Source organism: Bradyrhizobium sp. UBA2491 (assembly GCF_002341725.1).
Classification (GTDB): Bacteria; Pseudomonadota; Alphaproteobacteria; order Rhizobiales; family Xanthobacteraceae; genus Bradyrhizobium.
The window spans coordinates 41001-59187 of the sequence record NZ_DDOP01000101.1; the positions used below are offsets into that span (position 1 = coordinate 41001).

An 18187-nucleotide genomic window follows, 5' to 3' on the forward strand; every position below is an offset into this window, starting at 1 on the left:
ATGTGCTCCGGCCATGGAACAGGGCTGTTCATGCATAACAAAAGCAGTGCATGCTGATGCATGATCATGGACAGACAATGAGACCGGTTCGGACCGGCGTGATTGACCGACGGGGAAACTGATGACGCTGATGGACGTTGGACTGGACGACAAATACCGGTTGGACACGAAGCGAATCTTTCTTTCCGGTACCCAGGCGCTGGTCCGACTGCCGATGTTGCAGCGCGAACGCGATCGCGCCAACGGGCTCAATACCGCGGGTTTCATCTCCGGTTACCGCGGCTCGCCGCTCGGCATGTACGACCACGCGCTGTGGCGGGCGAAATCGTTCCTCAAAGAGCACGACATCGCCTTCGTTCCCGGCCTCAATGAGGATCTGGCGGCGACCGCGGTGTGGGGCAGCCAGCAGGTCGGCATGTTTCCCGGCGCCAAGGTCGATGGCGTGTTCGGCATCTGGTACGGCAAGGGGCCTGGCGTCGACCGTTCGCTCGATGCGCTCAAGCACGCCAATTCCGCCGGCACCTCGCCGAATGGCGGCGTGATTGCGCTCGCCGGCGACGACCATGGCTGCCAGTCCTCGACGCTTGCGCACCAGAGCGAGCAGGTGTTCGCCTCGGCGCTGATGCCGGTGGTCAATCCGGCGACGTTGCAGGATTATCTTGACCTCGGCATCCTCGGCTTTGCGCTGTCGCGCTATTCCGGCTGCTGGGTCGGCTTCAAGGCGATCTCCGAGACAGTCGAGAGCTCGGCCTCGATCGTCAGCGATCCCGATCGCATCAGGATCATCATGCCGGACGATTTCGAGATGCCGCCGGGCGGCCTCTCGATCCGCTGGCCGGATCCGCCGCTCGAGGCCGAACGGCGGCTGCATGGGCCGAAGATGGAAGCGGTCGCGGCGTTCGCCCGCGCCAACCGGTTCGACCGCATCGTGCTGGATTCCAAACCGGCACGGCTCGGCATCATGGCGACCGGCAAGGCCTATCTCGATCTGCGCCAGGCGCTCGCCGATCTCGGCATCACCGATGCCGATGCACAGGCGCTGGGCCTGCGCATCTACAAGGTGGCGCTGACCTGGCCGCTCGAAGCGCGCGGCGCACGCGCCTTCGCCGAAGGCTTGCAGGATGTGCTGGTGGTCGAGGAGAAGCGCGGCTTCATCGAGGATCAACTGATCCGCATCCTCTACAACATGGACGCCTCCAGGCGTCCCTCGGTGGTTGGCAAGCGCGACGAGAGCGGCGCGCCGCTGTTGCCGAGCGAGGGCGAGCTGACGCCGACCATGGTCGCAGCTGCCGTGGTGGCGCGGCTGCGCAAGCTCGGCCATCGCAGTCCGCTGCTGGAGCAGCGGCTCGCCAAGCTCGAGGCGTTCGATCGCCCGGCCGAGGGCGTCGGCGCCGCGAAGCTAGCGCGCACGCCGTATTTCTGCTCGGGCTGTCCGCACAATTCGTCGACCAAGATTCCCGAGGGCAGCCGCGCCATGGCCGGCATCGGCTGTCACGGCATGGCGCTGTCGGTGCCGAACCGCAACACCCAGACCATCTCGCACATGGGCGCGGAGGGCGTCAGCTGGATCGGGCAGGCGCCGTTCACCAGCGAACAGCACGTGTTCCAGAATCTCGGCGACGGCACTTACACTCATTCCGGTTTGCTGGCGCTGCGCGCGGCGGCCGCTGCCGGCGTCAACATCACCTACAAGATCCTCTACAACGATGCCGTGGCGATGACCGGCGGCCAGCCCGCCGAAGGCGGCTTCACCGTGGCGCAGATCGCGCATCAGGTCTGGGCGGAGGGCACCAAGAAGCTTGCGATCGTGTCCGACGATCCGGACAAATATCCCGCCAATTATTTCCCGTCCGGCGCCACCATCCACCATCGCCGCGAGCTCGACGCCGTGCAGCGCACCTTGCGCGAGATCGAGGGCCTCACCGTCCTGATCTACGACCAGACCTGCGCCGCCGAGAAGCGCCGTCGCCGCAAGCGCGGGCTGTTTCCCGATCCGGCCAAGCGCGTCTTCATCAACGAGCGGGTCTGCGAAGGCTGCGGCGACTGCTCGGTGGCGTCGAACTGCGTCTCGGTGCAGCCGCTGGAGACCGAGCTCGGCCGCAAGCGCCGCATCGATCAGTCGAACTGCAACAAGGATTTCTCCTGCATCGAGGGCTTTTGCCCGAGCTTCGTGATGGTGCAGGATCCCAGGCTGCGCAAGGCCGACCGCACCGCCGCCGATCCCAAGGCGCTGTTCGCCGATTTGCCGACGCCAGCCGCGAGCGCGTTGAGTGCGCCCTACAACATCCTGATCACCGGCATCGGCGGCACCGGCGTCATCACCATCGGCGCGCTGCTCGGCATGGCCGCGCATGTCGAGGGGCTGGCCTGCTCGACGCTCGACTTCACCGGCCTGTCGCAGAAGAACGGCGCGGTCATGAGCCATGTCCGGCTGGCGCCCGCCTCCGACATGCTGACCACGGTCCGCATCGCGCCCGGCAATGCCAATCTGATCCTCGGCTGCGACCTCGTCGTCGCCACCAGCGTGCCGGCGCTGAGCCGTGCCGAGCGCGGCGTCACCCGCGCCGTCGTCAACGCCGACCTGCTGCCGACCGCGAGCTTCGTGATCGATCCGGATATCGATTTCGAGGCCAGCTCGATGCGCGATGCGCTGAACGGCGCGGTGCGGCCTGACGATCTCGACATCCTCGATGCCACGGGGCTTGCGACCGCGCTGATGGGCGACAGCATCGCCACCAACGCCTTCATGCTCGGCTTCGCGTTCCAGCGCGGCGCGATCCCGCTCTCGCTCGAGGCGATCCTGAAGGCGATCGAGCTCAACGGCGCCGCCATCGAGATGAACAAGACCGCGTTCTCGTGGGGCCGGCTCGCCGCGCACGACCTGCAACGCGTGATCAGCGCCGCGCGCTTCAAGAATGCAGGCACAGCACCTGCGAAGAAGACGCTCGACGAGGCGATCGCGTTCCGCGCCAAATTCCTCACCGACTATCAGGACGCGGCCTACGCCAAGCGCTATCTCGACGACGTCGCGCGCGTCCGCACCGCCGAGACCGCGGCGGCGCCGGGCTCGCAGGATCTGACCGAGGCTTTTGCAAAAGGCCTGTTCAAGCTGATGGCCTACAAGGACGAATACGAGGTCGCGCGGCTCTATTCCGACGGCGAATTCAGCAAGGCGTTGCGCGAGCAGTTCGAGGGCAATTCCGCCCTGAAGGTGCTGCTGGCGCCGCCGCTATTGGCACAGCGCGATCCGGTCACCGGGCGCTTGCAGAAGCGCGAATTCGGGCCGTGGATCTTCAAGGCATTCGGGCTGCTGGCGCGGCTGAAGGGCCTGCGCGGCACCGGGTTCGACATCTTCGGCTACACCGCCGAACGCAAGATGGAGCGCGCATTGCCGGTGGAGTATTCGGCGATGATCCTGCGTCATCTCGACGGCAACAAGCCGTTCGATTTGCCGCGCCTGGTGGCGCTGGCGAAGGCTGCGGACCTCGTGCGCGGCTATGGCCACATCAAGGAAGGCAACGTCGCCCGCTATCGCACCGAATGCGCGCGGCTGGAGCGCGCGATCGGCCAGCCGTTGGCGCAGGCGGCCGAATAGGGAAGAGCGGTTCCGATTGCATCGGAACGGGGCTCGGCCGCGGAACTTTCCGCGGCCGCCTTGGTTGACCGGTAACCCTGCTCGCGGACGGCGGCTGGATTCGTGTGGCCGGGTTCCTACATGATGGCTGTTCTGTTCGAGTGATTTCAGGAGGCCCTTTTGACGGTCCTGAAAAGCGTTTTCGTTGCAACCGTTTGCACCGCGTGCCTGGCTTTGGGTGGCGTGGCGCTGGCCGACGACTACCGCCCAAACGAGTTCTTCAGCCTCGATCTTTCGCAAGTGGTGCTGTCGCCGAAGCGGCTTGGCCCGCCGGCGCAGTTCGAGCCGGTCCCGGTCGAGGCGAAGACCGACGGCGCCCCGGACCAGCACGCGGCCGCGGAACCGAAGGTCGAGGAGCCGCAGAAGGCGGTGCGCACCACCAGGGTGACCGCGCCGCGCGAGCGGAAACGCGCGGTTGCGCACGTTCCGGCCCGCGCCAAGCTTGCCCGGCGGCACTCCAATCCGCTCGACGCGGAAGCCCGCGATATACGAATCCAGACCTGGCCGTGCCGCACCGGCGGCATCTGCAACTGGCAGCGGTGAGGGAGCCGCAGACGTCTCTGGCCTCTTGAAGGATGGATCGGCCACAGACCGGGCCGTCGATCCTTCGAGACGCCCGTTCCACGCTCCTCAGAGTTCGGCCGCGCCGACATCGACGGCAAGACAGCCGTGATGAAGGTGATGCTGAAGGACGTCGGCAACCACGACCTCTGGTCGGTCGACATCGGGCCGCGGCCGGATGCGCGGCCGGTCAGATCATGGCGCAGCATATCCAGCTGCTTCGCGACATCTTGATGGCCGCCGCCTTGCCCTGGGGGCCGGTTTGCGGGCAGACTGCGCGTGGCAGTCCTGCCAATTCTTTCCTTTCAGCCGATTTGCTGGCGTGACGTCGTCGATGACATCGGCGTGCCACGCGTCAGGAGCTATCCATGGACAATCTGCAAACACAGGGCATCAGCCTGCCGCAGCTCGGGCTCGGCACCTTCCGCATGCAGGGCGATTCCTGCCGCGCTGCGGTCGAGAGCGCGCTCGAGCTCGGTTACCGGCATATCGACACCGCCGAGATGTATGGCAATGAGGAGGCGATCGGAGCGGCGATCGCGGCTGCCAACGTCGCGCGGAAGGACCTGCATGTCACCACCAAGGTCTGGCACGAGAATCTAGCGCCCGATGCGATCCGCAGAGCGTTCGACGCCAGCCTGAACAAGCTGCGGCTCGATCACGTCGATCTCTACCTGGTGCACTGGCCGTCGAAGAGCATGAAGCTTCCCGCCGTGTTCGAGACGCTGATGCAGCTGAAGCAAGCCGGCCGCACCCGCGCGATCGGCGTCGCCAATTTCACCACCGCGCTGCTCAAGACCGTGGTCGAAGACATCCGGGCGCCGATCGCCTGCAACCAGATCGAATATCACGCGATGCTGGACCAGACGGCGGTGCGCAAATATCTCGCCGCGAGATCGATCCCGCTGGTGGCCTATTGTCCGCTGGCCCAGGGCCGCTTCGCCACCGACGAGACGCTGGCGAAGATCGGTAGCAAGCATGGCGCGACCGCGGCGCAGGTGGCCTTGAAATGGCTGCTCGATCAGGACGGCGTCGTGGCGATCCCGAAAGCCTCGCGCGCCGAAAGCCAAAAAGCCAATCTCGACGCGCTGAAGGTCAAGCTCGACGACGACGACCGCAAGGCGATCGCCGCGTTGCGCAAGGACATGCGCTGTGTCAATCCGGGTTTGCACCGGACTGGGATTGATCCCGTCGACCATCCGATAAGGACATCGAACAAGAAGAAAATGGCTCCGCGAGGAGCCATTTTCCGTTGTGCAGGTCTTTGGTGTGCAGATCTTTGGTGTGTCGGTCTTTGGTGTGTGTCGGTCTTTGGTCGCGGTGTCGTCAGTAGCGGTGCCGCCTGATGATCACGGTGCGGTCATGGTCGTGGTGCCAGCCGCGATGCCAACCGCGGTCATGGCGCATCTCGGCGCGCGTACCCCAGCCATGATTCCAGTGATGATGGCCGCCGCGCTTGATCACGATGGTCTCGGCGCTTGCCATCGATGGAATGGCCACGGCCAGTGCAGCGATCGCAGCAACAACAAAACCAATCTTTTTCATCGCATCCTCCTCAATGAAGCGGGGGAAGAACCGTGCAAGGGTCGAAACGTTCCTCCGGGAACCAGGCGATTTTTCTGAACGTTTGTTCAGCGATCGCAGCGTTTGCCGTGAGGCGGCCGCAACCGATGAGTGCGCGCGATGCTCGCCCTGCGGCGGCCTTGCCTAACGCCGGCGTCCGACGCATCATCGCGCCATAAAAACAATATTCGGGGGAACGTTGTCGTGAGCGAATTTTCACGCCGTGATTTTTTGAAGGCGACCGGATCGGCCGCAGCCATTTCACTCGCCGGGCCGGCGGCCGCCGCGATGGGGCCGAACGACAAGTTCGATCTCGTGATCAAGGGCGGCGACGTGATCGATCCCAGCCAGTCGCTACGCGGCAAGCGCGACATCGGCATGCGCTGGGGCCTGATCGAGGCGATCGAGGACGACATTCCGGCCGCGCGTGCCAGCAAGACCATCGACGCGTCGGGCAAGCTCGTGATGCCGGGCCTCGTCGATCTGCACTGTCACGTCTACCCCTACGGGTCGGCGATCGGCATTCCCGCCGACGAGCTGGTGCAATTCCAGGGCACCACGACGGTGGTCTCGGCAGGCGATGCAGGGGTCAACAATCTCGCGGCGCTGCGCCGCTTCATCGTCGCGCAGTCGCGGACGCGGATCTATGCTTTCGTCCACATCGCCAATAACGGCCTGTCGGCATTCCCGGTGGCCGAGCTCTACAACATCGACAACGCCCAGGTCGAAGCCTGCGCGATGGCGCTGGCCGAGAACCCGGACTTCCTGATCGGCGTCAAGGTGCGGATGTCGGAGAACGTCATCTTCAAGCACGGCATCGAGCCGCTGAAGCGCGGCATCCAGGCCTGCGAGATGTGTGGCTGGCCGGCGCGGATGATGGTGCATATCGGCGGCGTCGAGACCAGGGAGCTGATGTCCGACATCCTCAATCTGCTGCGACCCGGCGATATCCTGACCCACGCCTATTCCGGCGCACCGAACATGTCCGGTGCCTTCACCAACATCGTGCAGGACGGCAAGCTGCTGCCGGCCGCGCTCGCGGCCAAGCAGCGCGGCGTGCTGTTCGATGTCGGCCATGGCGGCGGCAGCTTCGATTTCACGGTGGCGGAGATCGCGATCCCCGCCGGCTGCACGCCCGACACGATCTCCTCCGACATCCACGTCTTCTCGGGCAATTCGCCCGGCATCCCGTTCCTGCCGAACGTGATGAGCAAGTTCCTGGCGATGGGCTCGTCGCTGGATCAGGTCGTCGCGATGACGACGTCGGTGCCGGCGCGGATCATCAACCGCACCCCGAAGATCGGCACGTTGCAGCGCGGCGCGCCCGGCGACGTCGCGATCATGGACCTCGTCGAAGGCCCGGTCTCCTTCGTCGACACCCGTAACAACAAGCGCGACGGCAATCTGCAACTGAAGCCGGTGCAGACCGTGGTCAACGGCGTGCCGTTCGGCCGGCCCTATCAGGCGCCGTTTTCGGTGCGCTGAGAGGCGAGTGGAAATATGGATTGCTTCGTCGCTGCGCTCCTCGCAATGACGTGGAGGCATCCGTCATTGCGATCGTAGCGAAGCAATCCGCCTATCCGAGAGCGATCGGCTAGCCCCGCTTCTCCACATTGCTGCTGCGCGCGGGCACGCCGAACTCCTTGCGGCACACCTCCGCCAGCACGGCGACGCCCTCGCGGATCTGCTGGTGCGAGGGGCTCGCGAAGCAGAGCCGGAGCCGGCTGCCGGAATGCGCCTTGCTGGTCGACCATTCCGGTCCCGGATTGATCGAGACGCCGGCGGCGAGCGCGGCCTGATAGAGCTTCAACGTGTCGACATTGTCCGGCAGCTTGACCCAGAGGAAAATGCCGCCCTTCGGCGCCTCGAACTCGGCTGACGTACCGAACTGCTCGTTCAGCGCCTCCATCAGCGTGTCGAGCTTGGCGCGCAGGCCCCTGGTCAGCCGCGGCACGTGGGTCGCGAAATGCGGCGCGCAGTATTCCGCCAGCACCATCTGCTCCAGCGCGCCGGAGCCGGCGTCGGTCTTCAGCGGCAGCATCCGCGACATGATCTCCCAGGGCGCAACGATGAAGCCGACCCGCAGCGCGGGCGCGATCGATTTCGAGAACGAGCCGATATGGATCACGCCGCCATGCTTGCTCATGGCGTAGATCGCGGGGGGCCGTTCGCCGTTCCAGATCAGATCGGCATAGCAATCGTCCTCGAAGACCGGCACGCCGTATTCCCTGGACAATTTCAGCATCTCGGCGCGGCGGCCCTCCGGGAGGATCGAGCCGGTCGGGTTCTGCACCGTCGGGATGGTGTAGATGTATTTCGGCGTGATGCCGCGCCGCTTGTGATCGGCGAGCGCCGCTGCCAGCGCATCGATCCTGATGCCCTCGCCATCGAGCGGTATGCCGACCGCATTGACGCCAAGCCGTGTCAACCGGTTCAGCGAGCCCTGATAGGTTTCCTGCTCGATCAGCACGGTGTCGCCCTTGGCGAGCAGCGTATGATTGACCAGGTCGAGCGCTTGCAGCGAGCCGGAGACGATCATGATCTCTTCCGGCGTGCAGGCGATCCCGGCGTCGCGCTTCAGCTTCTCGGTCAGGAACTGGCGCAACGGCAGATAGCCCTGCGGCCCGTGCGCGAGATTGTAGGTCGCAAGGTTCTTGCCCTCGCGCTTCAGCACGGCATTGATCGCCTCCAAAAGGCCATCGACCGGCACCTGCTCGGGATCATTGTTGCCGCCGACGAAGGAGTATTTGGCGAGCCCGGTCCAGCGCGCGGCCGGCGCAGGCAGGCCGGCGGGCAGCAGCGGTGCAAAGTCGAACTGGGCTGAGGTGGACATGGACGTTTCGCTCCGTATTTGTTCTCGTTGAGAAGGCCCGCGGGAAAGGACCCTCCGTGAAGTCAGTTCAATTCAGTTCTCGCTCAGTTCTTGCCGACGAGGCGGATCGGCCGGCCCTGGCTGATAAAGGCATAGTGCCCGGCGCCGAGGCTGCCGACCATCAGGGCCTCGACCGCCGGTTCCGCGATCTCGCCTGTGGCCACCCAATCGACCACGAAATTCGCGCCGGTGCCGCCGCGGGTATCGGCGGTGGCGATCGCGACTTCGACGGTTGCAAACGGTTTTAGCGCGATCGGCGATTTGAGGTAGCTCTCCACCATCTTGCCTGATGTGTCGAAATAGGCGATCCGCTTCAGCACCAGCGGCTTGGTTTCCGAGGTGTTGTGGACGCTGAGCGTCACCGAGAAATCGGCCCTGAGCTTGCCCTGGCTCATCGACACGCTGGAATAGACCGGCACGTAGAATGCACCCGAGGCCGTGAGGCCGTCCGATGGTACCGCGGTCAGCGAGTTTGCAAAATTTTGCTCAATACTTGCCGAGGATTGTGCTAGCGCCTCGGACATGCGCACGGTGAGCAGGCAGGCCAACACTGCCAGAAAAATGCCGCCTGCGCGGATGTGACACATTGCTCGGTTGATCCTCACGCCCGGCCCTCTAGGTTGCGGCAACAGGAAGTCTTTAGACGCATGCATGAACTAATTCGCGATATCACGCTCTGTATCCTGTTTGCCTGGGGGCTCGGGCTGCTGGCCCATTTCTCCCGGCAACCGCTGATACTGGCCTACCTTATCGCCGGCTTTTTCATTGGTCCATTCGGCATGGGCTGGGTCAAGTCCCAGGAGTCGATCAGCGTCATCTCCGAGCTCGGCCTGATCTTCATGCTGTTCATGATCGGGCTGGAAATCGACCTCAAGAAGATCGTCCGTGCCGGCAAGGTCATCCTGTTTGCCGGTGCCGGCGAGCTGCTCGGCGGCTGCCTGATCGGCATCGCGTTCTTTGCCGGAATCGGGCTCGCGATCGGCGGCGGCAAGTTCGACGCGGTCTATCTCTGCGTCGCCTGCGCGCTGTCCTCCACCGTGATCATCGTCAAGGTGCTCTACGAGAAGCGCGAGCTCGACACGCTGCCGGGCCGGATCACGCTCGGCGTGCTGGTGTTGCAGGACATCTTCGCGATCCTGTTCCTGGCGGTGCAGCCGAGCCTCGACAATCTCCAGATCGGCGTCGTGCTGATGTCGATCGCCCGTGTCGCCGTGCTGGTCGCCACCGCATTGGTGCTGAGCCGCTATGTGCTGCCGCGCTTGTTCCACCAGATCGCACGGCGGCCCGAGCTCGTGCTGCTCGGTGCGCTCGCCTGGTGCTTCCTGATCGGCGAGATCGCCGAGCGGCTGCATCTGTCGCGCGAGATGGGCTCGCTGGTCGCCGGCGTCTCGATCTCGACCTTCCCCTACGCGCTCGACGTCACGGCCAAGGTGACGACGCTGCGGGATTTCTTCATCACGCTGTTCTTCGTCGCGCTCGGCATGACGATCCCGATTCCGGGCCTCTCCGTGATCTGGCTTGCGCTGGTGATCGCAGCCTTCACGGTGGTGAGCCGCCTGGTCACGACATTCACGCCGCTCTATCTGATGAAGCAGGGGCTGCGCGCCAGCCTGCTGCCGGCGATCAACCTGGCGCAGATTTCCGAGTTCTCGCTGGTGGTGATCCAGACCGGCGTCGCTGCCAATCACATCGCCACCGAAACAGCGAATGCGGTCTCGTTCGCCTTCGTGGTGCTGGCGGTGCTCTCGACCTTCGCGATGGGCCGCAGCGACCAGATCGTGCGCGGCCTGATCGGTCCCTTGAAGCGGATCGGGCTGCGCGACCTCGACCAGGAGGGCGAGGGCCGCGGCGAGGCGGTGCAGGAGGGCGGGCATGGTGAGATCAGGCGCATCGTGATCCTCGGCTTCTTCCGCGCCGCGAGCGCCCTGGTCAGCCAGATCGAGCGGCAGAACCAGTCGCTGCTCGAGCAGATCAGCGTCGTCGACTTCAATCCGCTGGTGTTCCGCACTCTGTCCGACCGCGGCATGCATGTGATCTATGGCGACATCAGCAATGTCGACACGCTGGTGCATGCCGGCATCGGCAAGGCCGAGATCATCATCCTGAGCGTGCCGGATTTCCTGTTGGTCGGTGCCGACAACGAGAAGCTGGTGCGCCACGTCCGGGCCCTCAATCCGACCGCGCAGATCGTCGCCACCGCGGACCTGTTGTCCGGTGTCGACGACCTCTACGCCGCCGGCGCCAATTACGTGACGGTGACCCGGCTCAGCGACGCCGGTGAGCTCTATGCCGTGATCGAGGCCGCCGATGCCGGCCTGCTCGACGACAAGCGCGCCGAGATGGACGCCCAGCTCAGCGACCGGCGCGAGGTGTTGCCGTAGGCGAGCTTTCCCTTGCCTCTCCCCAACGGGGAGAGGTCGCGCTGAAGGCGCGGGTGAGGGGTCCTAGGTCCCACGAGGGAGAGCAGCCCCTCACCCGGATTGCATCTGGCGATGCAATCCGACCTCTCCCTTTGGGAGAGGTGAAGCGTCCTGGCATGCCTGCCGAACGCATGGCGGGTTGCATAATGATACTGGCGCTGACATCGGAACCCGGCTAATCCACTGCCTGCACATAACGAGATGTCAGGACAATGGCCGATACGATCCAGGAAGTGCTGCAAGCCTTTGCGAAGGGTGAACTCGTCGTCGTCACCGACGATGACGATCGGGAAGGCGAGGGCGATTTGATCGTCGCGGCGTCGTTCTGCACGGCGGAGAAGATGGCCTTCATCATCCGCCACACCTCCGGCATCGTCTGCGCGCCGATCACCACCGAGGATGCCCGCAGGCTGCGGCTCGACCCGATGGTGGCGCACAACGAATCCAACCACACCACGGCCTTCACCGTTTCGATCGACTACAAGCCCGATGGCGGTACCGGCATCTCGGCCGAGGAACGCGCCTCCTGCTGCCGCGCGCTCGCCAATCCCAATGCCGGCGCCAACGATTTTGCGCGGCCTGGCCACATCTTCCCGTTGATCGCGCGCGATGGCGGCGTGCTCTTGCGCTCCGGCCACACCGAGGCCGCGGTCGATCTCTGCCGGCTCTCGGGCCTGCCGCCGGTCGGCGTCATCAGCGAGCTGATGAACGACGATGGAACCGTGATGAAGGGCGAGCAGGTCGCGAAATTCGCCGCCGCCCACAAGCTCAAGCATGTCACGATCGCGGACATGATCGCCTATCGCCAGGCGCGCGAGAAGTTGATCGAGCGGGTTGCGACCTTCACCACCGAAAGCCCGATCGGCCCGTTGCAGGGATATGCCTATCGCTCGCCATTCGACGAGATCATGCATGCCGCCTTCGTCTATAACGGCATCGGCGACGGCCGGGACGTGCTGACCCGGCTGCACAAGCCCAATATCGTGAAGGACCTGTTCACCGGACCGGCGCGGATGGAAGCCGTGTTGCGGCACTTCAAGGATGCCGGCCGTGGCGTGCTGGTATATCTGCGCGATGGTGCCGCCGGTGTTCCGGTCCAGCCGGTCGGCGAGCAGAAGACCGCGGAGGCCGATCGCAACAAGCAATGGCGCGAAGTCGGCGTCGGCGCGCAGATCCTGCGCGACCTCGGCATCACCTCGATCCGGCACCTGACCTCGTCGGTGCATGACTACAAGGGCCTGTCCGGTTTCGGCATCGAGATCGTGTCGAACGAAAAGTTCGACATCTGATGCGGGCCATTCCGGGGTGATGCGCGCATCACCCCGGGCCATGGTACCCGCCCAATTCAATTGCGCTTCGCAGCATAGCGCTTTAATTTATCCGCCAAATTCCGAGTGACGATGCGAAAGGATGTTTCATGAGCGTGCGCCCCCAGGCCAAGGACAAGCCGGCTGCCGCCAGCTTCCAATGGGATGATCCGTTCCTGCTCGACGACCAGCTCACCGAAGACGAGCGCCTGATCCGCGACACTGCGCGGGCCTATGCGCAGGACAAGCTGTTGCCGCGGGTCACCAAGGCCTATCTGGAAGAGAAGACCGATCGCGAGATCTTCAACGAGATGGGCGAGCTCGGCCTGATCGGCGTGACGCTGCCCGAGGAATATGGCTGTGCCAATGCGAGCTACGTGGCCTATGGCCTCGTCGCACGCGAGATCGAGCGCGTCGATAGCGGCTATCGTTCGATGAACTCGGTGCAGTCGTCGCTGGTGATGTACCCGATCTACGCCTATGGCGACGAGAACCAGCGCAAGAAATATCTCCCCAAGCTCGCGACCGGAGAATGGGTCGGCTGCTTCGGCCTGACCGAGCCGGATGCCGGTTCCGATCCCGGCGGCATGAAGACCCGCGCCGAGAAGGTGGCCGACGGCTACAGGCTGAACGGCGCCAAGATGTGGATCTCGAATGCGCCGATCGCCGACGTGTTCGTGGTGTGGGCGAAGTCGGCTGCGCACGACAACCAGATCCGCGGCTTCATCCTCGAGAAGGGCATGAAAGGCCTGTCGGCGCCGAAGGTCGGCGGCAAGCTCTCGCTGCGCGCCTCGATCACCGGCGAGATCGTGCTCGACAATGTGGTGGTGCCGGAAAGCGCGCTGCTGCCCAACGTATCCGGCCTCAAAGGTCCGTTCGGCTGCCTCAACCGCGCCCGCTACGGCATCTCCTGGGGGGCGCTCGGCGCCGCCGAGGACTGCATGCATCGCGCGCGCCAGTACACGCTCGATCGCAAGCAGTTCAACCGGCCGCTCGCCGCCACCCAGCTGGTGCAGAAGAAGCTCGCCGACATGGAGACCGAGATCGCGCTCGGGCTCCAGGCGAGCTTGCGCGTCGGCCGCCTGATGGACGAGGGCAAGATGGCGCCCGAAATGATCTCGATCGTCAAGCGCAACAATTGCGGCAAGTCGCTCGACATCGCCCGCATGGCGCGCGACATGCACGGCGGCAACGGCATCCAGATCGAGTATCACGTGATGCGTCATGCCGCGAACCTCGAGACGGTGAACACCTATGAGGGCACGCACGACGTCCACGCGCTGATCCTCGGCCGCGCCATTACCGGCATCCAGGCGTTCTCGTAAGGACACGCCGCACCGACAGCGTAGGATGGGTAGAGCGCAGCGAAACCCATCTTGCCGCCCAGCGCGCGGTTGCGTGATGGGTTTCGCTTCGCTCTACCCATCCTACGAGAGCCAATAGGGGCGGTCCCATGGCCGACAACGACGACATCCCGTTCAACCGCGATTTCCCGCTGAAGCCTGGCGTGGTCGAGCAGGTCCGGCCCGGCGTGCGCCGCGTCCTCTGCAACAATCCAAGCCCGTTCACCTTCAGCGGCACGGTCAGCTACATCGTGGGCGAGGGCAAGGTCGCGATCATCGATCCCGGTCCCGATGACGAGGCGCACGCGAAAGCGCTGCTCGATGCGGTCAAGGGCGAGACCGTGACACACATCCTGGTCACCCATACCCATCGCGACCATTCGCCGAACACGCCGCGGATCAAGGCCGCGACCGGCGCGCCGGTCTATGCCGAAGGCCCGCATCGCGCCTCGCGCCCGCGCTTCGAGAGCGAGAAGCACAATCCGGAATCCGGCGCCGACCGCGATTTCCGGCCCGACATCGAGGTCAAGCACGGCGACGTCATCGAGGGCGCGGGCTTTGCGCTGGAGGCGGTCGCCACCCCTGGCCACACCGCCAATCATCTGGCGTTCGCGTGGACCGAGCGCAGCATCAATTTCGTCGGCGACCATGTGATGGGCTGGTCGACCTCGATCGTGGCGCCGCCCGACGGCTCGATGATCGACTACATGGCCTCGCTGGAGCGGCTGGAGCAGCGCCCGGAGCAGCTCTATTTCTCGGGCCACGGCCCGGAGATTCCGGAAGGCCCACGCTTCGTGCGCTTCCTGGCGCGGCATCGCCGGGCACGCGAGGCCTCAATCCTGCATCGGCTCGGCAAGGGCGAGGCCGATATCCCGACCATGGTGCGGGCGATCTATATCGGGCTCGATCCGCGGCTCGCCAATGCCGCCGGTTACTCCGTGCTGGCGCATCTGGAGGATCTGGTTGCGCGAGGCGTCGTCGCGACTGATGGCGATCCGGTGATCGGCGGCATGTACCGGATGGCGTGATCGGCCGTCATTCCGGGGCGTGCGAAGCACGAGCCCGGAATCCATCGGGTCACGAGCTGTGCGGCTCAATGGATTCCGGGCTCTCGCTGCGCGAGCCCTCAGGTGCGCAATTGCGCACCGGGGAATGACGAAAGGGGAGATCACTTCTTCACCGTCTTCGCCGGCGGTGCCTTGGGCGCGGCGGGGGTTGCCTTCTTCGCCGGCTTGGCATTGTCGTTGTCGGCGGCGGTGTTGAGGTCCTCGATCAGCTTCCTGACCCGCGCGGTGTTGCTGCCGAGATCGGTGTCGAAATAGCGCGAGGCCGAGCGGATATCGACGCGCGAATCCTCGTCGTCAGGCGTGACCCGGATCGACACGTCTTCACGAAAGCCCATGATCGGCGTGCGTGCCACCGCCTCGATGCGGCCGATGTTGCGCGGCGGCTGCGGCGCGCGCGCGTCGATGACCAGCCATTTGCGCCGGTTCACCAGCCGCAGCGTCATCTCATAAGCCCGGTCAGCGGGGACCTCGAGCTCGACGGTCTCGATATCCGGATAGGCGATGCGCTGCCGCTCGGCCGAAGCGAGGCCGGCGTAGGCGGCGGGATTGGTGCCTTCGCCGGTGCGCAACCGCGCCAGCGCCTCGAATTTCGGCGGGTCGATCGGGTCGGTCGTGACGTCGTAGAGCCGCGGCAGCTTGTTGTACTGGTAGGTCAGGTAGGCCGGGTAGGCGAGGACCGCAGCATCGATCAGCAGCGCGAGCAGGATCCGGCCCATGCCGCGGGTGCCGTTCTGCCAGATCGCCGCGAAGGCGGCGAGGCCGAGCAGGATCGAGAGGCCGGCGAGGCCCAGCGCGCCGAAGAACGTCGCCAGCGCCGGCTTGACCTCCAGGAACCCGAACCGGACGATCAGGATCGAGACCACCACCGCGACGACGGAGAAGATGGCGAGGTTGCGCGACCAGGTGGCGAGGCCGGACACGGGCTCCTGCTGGTAGGGAGCGGAAAACCTGCGTGCCATCGTCGAAAAATCTGCCGGTTGAGATGTCCCCGGGCGACCTCGGCCGCCGCCACTGATGGTGTGAGACCACGGACCTGCGGCGAATTCAAGGGATTTGGGGCGCTGCCATTCGCCCTCCCCTGGAGGGCAGGGCGATCGCATTAGGCTATCGGCCACGACGACGTGAAAACGTCGATGACAAAAGCACGCATGCCATATGCCCTCTGGGCGAGCGTGCGTTTGCGAAATTTCGGAATATTGGAAGAATATTCCTGAGTTGCCCGACGTGTCAAGTAACCCGGGCGAACGCTGGCCACTGGCTGCTTTGCATGGGGTTGTTTTCGATGTTTTGGCAGCGTGCCTCCCCCGCGGACGCCCGCAGGGGAGGATAAGACCGTCCTACGCCGCGGCAGTGGGGAAGGTGTAGTCCTTGAACTGGTCGCGCAGCGCCGTCTTTAGTATCTTGCCGGTCGCGGTGTGCGGAATGCCGTCGACGAAGGCGACGTCGTCGGGCATCCACCATTTGGCGATCTTGCCGTCCATGTACTTCAGGATGTCCTCGCGGGTGGCGCTCTCGCCCTGCTTGAGCTGCACGATCAGCAGCGGCCGCTCATCCCATTTGGGATGATGGACGCCGATCACGGCCGCTTCCGCGACCGCGGGATGGCCGACCGCGAGGTTCTCGAGATCGATCGAGGAGATCCATTCGCCGCCGGACTTGATGACGTCCTTGGAGCGGTCGGTGATCCGCATGTAGCCGTGCTCGTCCATCGTCGAGACGTCGCCGGTGTCGAAGAAGCCGGCATCATCGAGAATGTTGGCATCGACCCGGAAGTAGGCCTTGGCGATCGCCGGCCCCGAGACCTTGAGGCGGCCGAAGGTCTTGCCGTCCCACGGCAGCTCCTTGCCGGCATCGTCGGTGATCTTCATCTCGACGCCGAACGGCGGATAGCCCTGGGTCTGCAAGATGTCGAGCCGCTCCTCGCCGGTGCGTTCCGAGAACGGCGGCTTCAGCGTGGCGAGCGTACCGAGCGGGCTCATCTCGGTCATGCCCCAAGCGTGGCGCACCTGGGTGCCCATGTCGAGGAACGCCTTGATCATCGAGCGCGGCATCGCCGAACCGCCGCACACCACCATCTGCAAATCCGGCAGCTTGACGTTGTTGGCGGCCATGTATTGCAGCAGCATCAGCCACACCGTCGGCACACCCGCGGTGTGGGTGACCTTCTCGGTCGACAGCAGCTCGTAGACCGAAGCGCCGTCGAGCTTGGGGCCGGGCATCACGAGCTTGGTGCCCATCGAGGGGGCGGAGAAAGCGATGCCCCAGCTGTTGGCATGGAACAAGGGCACCACCGGAAGCATTGTGTCCGAGGCGGAGGTGCCGAGGGCGTCCTTCGAGTTGGCCATCAACGCGTGCAACACGTTGGACCGATGCGAATACAGCACACCCTTGGGATCGCCCGTCGTGCCGGACGTGTAGCACATCGCAGCCGCGGTGTTCTCGTCGAAGGTCTTCCATTCGAACTTGCCGTCGGAGGCTGCGATCCAGTCCTCATAGGCGACCGCGTTCTTCAACGTGGTCTGCGGCATATGCGCCTTGTCGGTCAGCACCACGAAGCGCTCGACGCTCGGCAACTGGCTCGCGATCTTCTCCAGCACCGGAACGAAGGTGAGGTCGGTGATGACAATGCGATCCTGGGCGTGATTGACGATCCAGGCGATCTGTTCCGGGAACAGTCGCGGATTGACCGTATGGCAGATCGCGCCGATCCCCATGATGCCGTACCAGACCTCGAGGTGGCGCCAGGTGTTCCAGGCGATGGTGGCGACCCGATCACCGAGCTTGATGCCGTCGCGTTCCAGGCTCTGCGAGACCTTCAGTGCACGGGCATGGATTTCGGCGTAGGTGGTGCGATGGATCGGGCCTTCGACCGACCGCGTCACCACTTCCTGCGTGCCGTGATATTTGGCGGCGTGCTCAATAATCTTGTGGCACAGCAGGGGCCAATCTTGCATCAAGCCAAGCATACGCAATTCCCTCCTCAATCCTCGCGCATGATCCACCGGCATCTTGGACGGCCGGCAGTAAAATCATGGAATTGACATGAACTGTAGCGCGGAGAAAGCAAGCCGAAAATGGCCTGCTGGCGCGTTTCGTCGCGGGAGCGCGGCAATGGTTACCGCTGCCGCGGCGCTGTTTTGCCTTGGCATGCAAGCGGGTTCTGCGGAGGCCGCCCGCGGTTCTCCGGGCTTTCCCTGGGACGATCTGTTCGGTACCCGGCCGCAAAGGGCGCACAAGGCGGCCCGCCGCGTCAGTGTGCCCCTGCCAAGGCCACGCCCGGCGGAGGCACCCGCGGCAACTGACGCGCCTGTGGCGGCCGAGCCGGAGCCGCCGGCCGCGGCCGCGACACATCCTCAAGCCGCGCCTGCCGAGGCTGCAAAGCCGCACGAGACTGGTGGACCGGCTGAAGCCGCCAAGCCA

The 18187-nt window shown here is 64.8% G+C and carries 12 protein-coding genes and 1 pseudogene; 8 read left to right on the plus strand and 5 right to left on the minus strand.

Annotated elements, in window-relative coordinates:
* Positions 1-121: 121 nt before the first annotated feature.
* From B2W55_RS33075 to B2W55_RS33085, 3 genes and pseudogenes are all read left to right on the plus strand, one after another.
* Positions 122-3595, plus strand: coding sequence for an indolepyruvate ferredoxin oxidoreductase family protein (locus tag B2W55_RS33075; RefSeq protein WP_024580625.1), 3474 nt, complete (start codon positions 122-124; stop codon positions 3593-3595).
* Between the two features lie 168 nt (positions 3596-3763).
* Complete coding sequence (locus tag B2W55_RS33080) at positions 3764-4177, plus strand: hypothetical protein (protein ID WP_244442190.1); 414 nt, start codon at positions 3764-3766, stop codon at positions 4175-4177.
* A gap of 386 nt (positions 4178-4563) precedes the next feature.
* A pseudogene (locus B2W55_RS33085) lies at positions 4564-5381 on the plus strand (aldo/keto reductase).
* 140 nt (positions 5382-5521) lie between these two features.
* On the opposite strand, the gene B2W55_RS33090 reads toward B2W55_RS33085, so the two are convergent.
* Complete coding sequence (locus B2W55_RS33090; protein ID WP_024580627.1) at positions 5522-5740, minus strand: hypothetical protein; 219 nt, start codon at positions 5738-5740, stop codon at positions 5522-5524.
* 222 nt (positions 5741-5962) lie between these two features.
* On the opposite strand from B2W55_RS33090, the gene B2W55_RS33095 reads away from it, so the two are divergent.
* Positions 5963-7243, plus strand: a complete 1281-nt coding sequence (locus tag B2W55_RS33095; RefSeq protein ID WP_024580628.1) for an amidohydrolase family protein — start codon at positions 5963-5965, stop codon at positions 7241-7243.
* A 109-nt stretch (positions 7244-7352) separates the two neighbouring features.
* On the opposite strand, the gene B2W55_RS33100 is transcribed toward B2W55_RS33095, so the two are convergent.
* Together B2W55_RS33100 and B2W55_RS33105 are read right to left on the minus strand one after the other, a co-directional pair.
* Positions 7353-8591, minus strand: coding sequence for a PLP-dependent aminotransferase family protein (locus B2W55_RS33100; protein WP_024580629.1), 1239 nt, complete (start codon positions 8589-8591; stop codon positions 7353-7355).
* Between the two features lie 83 nt (positions 8592-8674).
* A complete protein-coding gene (locus tag B2W55_RS33105; protein WP_035635584.1) occupies positions 8675-9217 on the minus strand; it encodes a DUF3124 domain-containing protein in 543 nt (180 codons plus the stop codon).
* 60 nt (positions 9218-9277) lie between these two features.
* Here B2W55_RS33105 and B2W55_RS33110 point away from each other — a divergent pair, with 60 nt between their 5' ends.
* From B2W55_RS33110 to B2W55_RS33125, 4 genes are all read left to right on the plus strand, one after another.
* The gene (locus tag B2W55_RS33110) at positions 9278-11011 is read left to right on the plus strand and encodes a cation:proton antiporter (RefSeq protein WP_024580631.1); all 1734 of its coding nucleotides are present in this window, start codon (positions 9278-9280) and stop codon (positions 11009-11011) included.
* 251 nt (positions 11012-11262) lie between these two features.
* Complete coding sequence (gene ribB / locus B2W55_RS33115) at positions 11263-12339, plus strand: 3,4-dihydroxy-2-butanone-4-phosphate synthase (protein WP_024580632.1); 1077 nt, start codon at positions 11263-11265, stop codon at positions 12337-12339.
* 128 nt (positions 12340-12467) lie between these two features.
* The gene (locus B2W55_RS33120) at positions 12468-13682 is read left to right on the plus strand and encodes an acyl-CoA dehydrogenase (protein WP_024580633.1); all 1215 of its coding nucleotides are present in this window, start codon (positions 12468-12470) and stop codon (positions 13680-13682) included.
* A gap of 128 nt (positions 13683-13810) precedes the next feature.
* Positions 13811-14728, plus strand: coding sequence for an MBL fold metallo-hydrolase (locus B2W55_RS33125; protein ID WP_024580634.1), 918 nt, complete (start codon positions 13811-13813; stop codon positions 14726-14728).
* A gap of 140 nt (positions 14729-14868) precedes the next feature.
* On the opposite strand, the gene B2W55_RS33130 is transcribed toward B2W55_RS33125, so the two are convergent.
* Together B2W55_RS33130 and B2W55_RS33135 are read right to left on the minus strand one after the other, a co-directional pair.
* Complete coding sequence (locus tag B2W55_RS33130; RefSeq protein ID WP_024580635.1) at positions 14869-15726, minus strand: DUF1499 domain-containing protein; 858 nt, start codon at positions 15724-15726, stop codon at positions 14869-14871.
* Positions 15727-16104: 378 nt separating this feature from the next.
* Positions 16105-17733, minus strand: coding sequence for a fatty-acid--CoA ligase (locus B2W55_RS33135; protein WP_024580636.1), 1629 nt, complete (start codon positions 17731-17733; stop codon positions 16105-16107).
* Positions 17734-18187: the final 454 nt, after the last annotated feature.

Excerpts from the sequence above, each read along its gene's own strand:
- B2W55_RS33075 (WP_024580625.1), top strand. The coding sequence starts at position 122 with ATGACGCTGATGGACGTTGGACTGGACGACAAATACCGGTTGGACACG.
- B2W55_RS33090 (WP_024580627.1), bottom strand. The coding sequence starts at position 5,740 with ATGAAAAAGATTGGTTTTGTTGTTGCTGCGATCGCTGCACTGGCCGTG.
- B2W55_RS33100 (WP_024580629.1), bottom strand. The coding sequence starts at position 8,591 with ATGTCCACCTCAGCCCAGTTCGACTTTGCACCGCTGCTGCCCGCCGGC.
- B2W55_RS33105 (WP_035635584.1), bottom strand. The coding sequence starts at position 9,217 with ATGTGTCACATCCGCGCAGGCGGCATTTTTCTGGCAGTGTTGGCCTGC.
- B2W55_RS33110 (WP_024580631.1), top strand. The coding sequence starts at position 9,278 with ATGCATGAACTAATTCGCGATATCACGCTCTGTATCCTGTTTGCCTGG.
- ribB (WP_024580632.1), top strand. The coding sequence starts at position 11,263 with ATGGCCGATACGATCCAGGAAGTGCTGCAAGCCTTTGCGAAGGGTGAA.
- B2W55_RS33120 (WP_024580633.1), top strand. The coding sequence starts at position 12,468 with ATGAGCGTGCGCCCCCAGGCCAAGGACAAGCCGGCTGCCGCCAGCTTC.
- B2W55_RS33125 (WP_024580634.1), top strand. The coding sequence starts at position 13,811 with ATGGCCGACAACGACGACATCCCGTTCAACCGCGATTTCCCGCTGAAG.
- B2W55_RS33130 (WP_024580635.1), bottom strand. The coding sequence starts at position 15,726 with ATGGCACGCAGGTTTTCCGCTCCCTACCAGCAGGAGCCCGTGTCCGGC.
- B2W55_RS33135 (WP_024580636.1), bottom strand. The coding sequence starts at position 17,733 with ATGCTTGGCTTGATGCAAGATTGGCCCCTGCTGTGCCACAAGATTATT.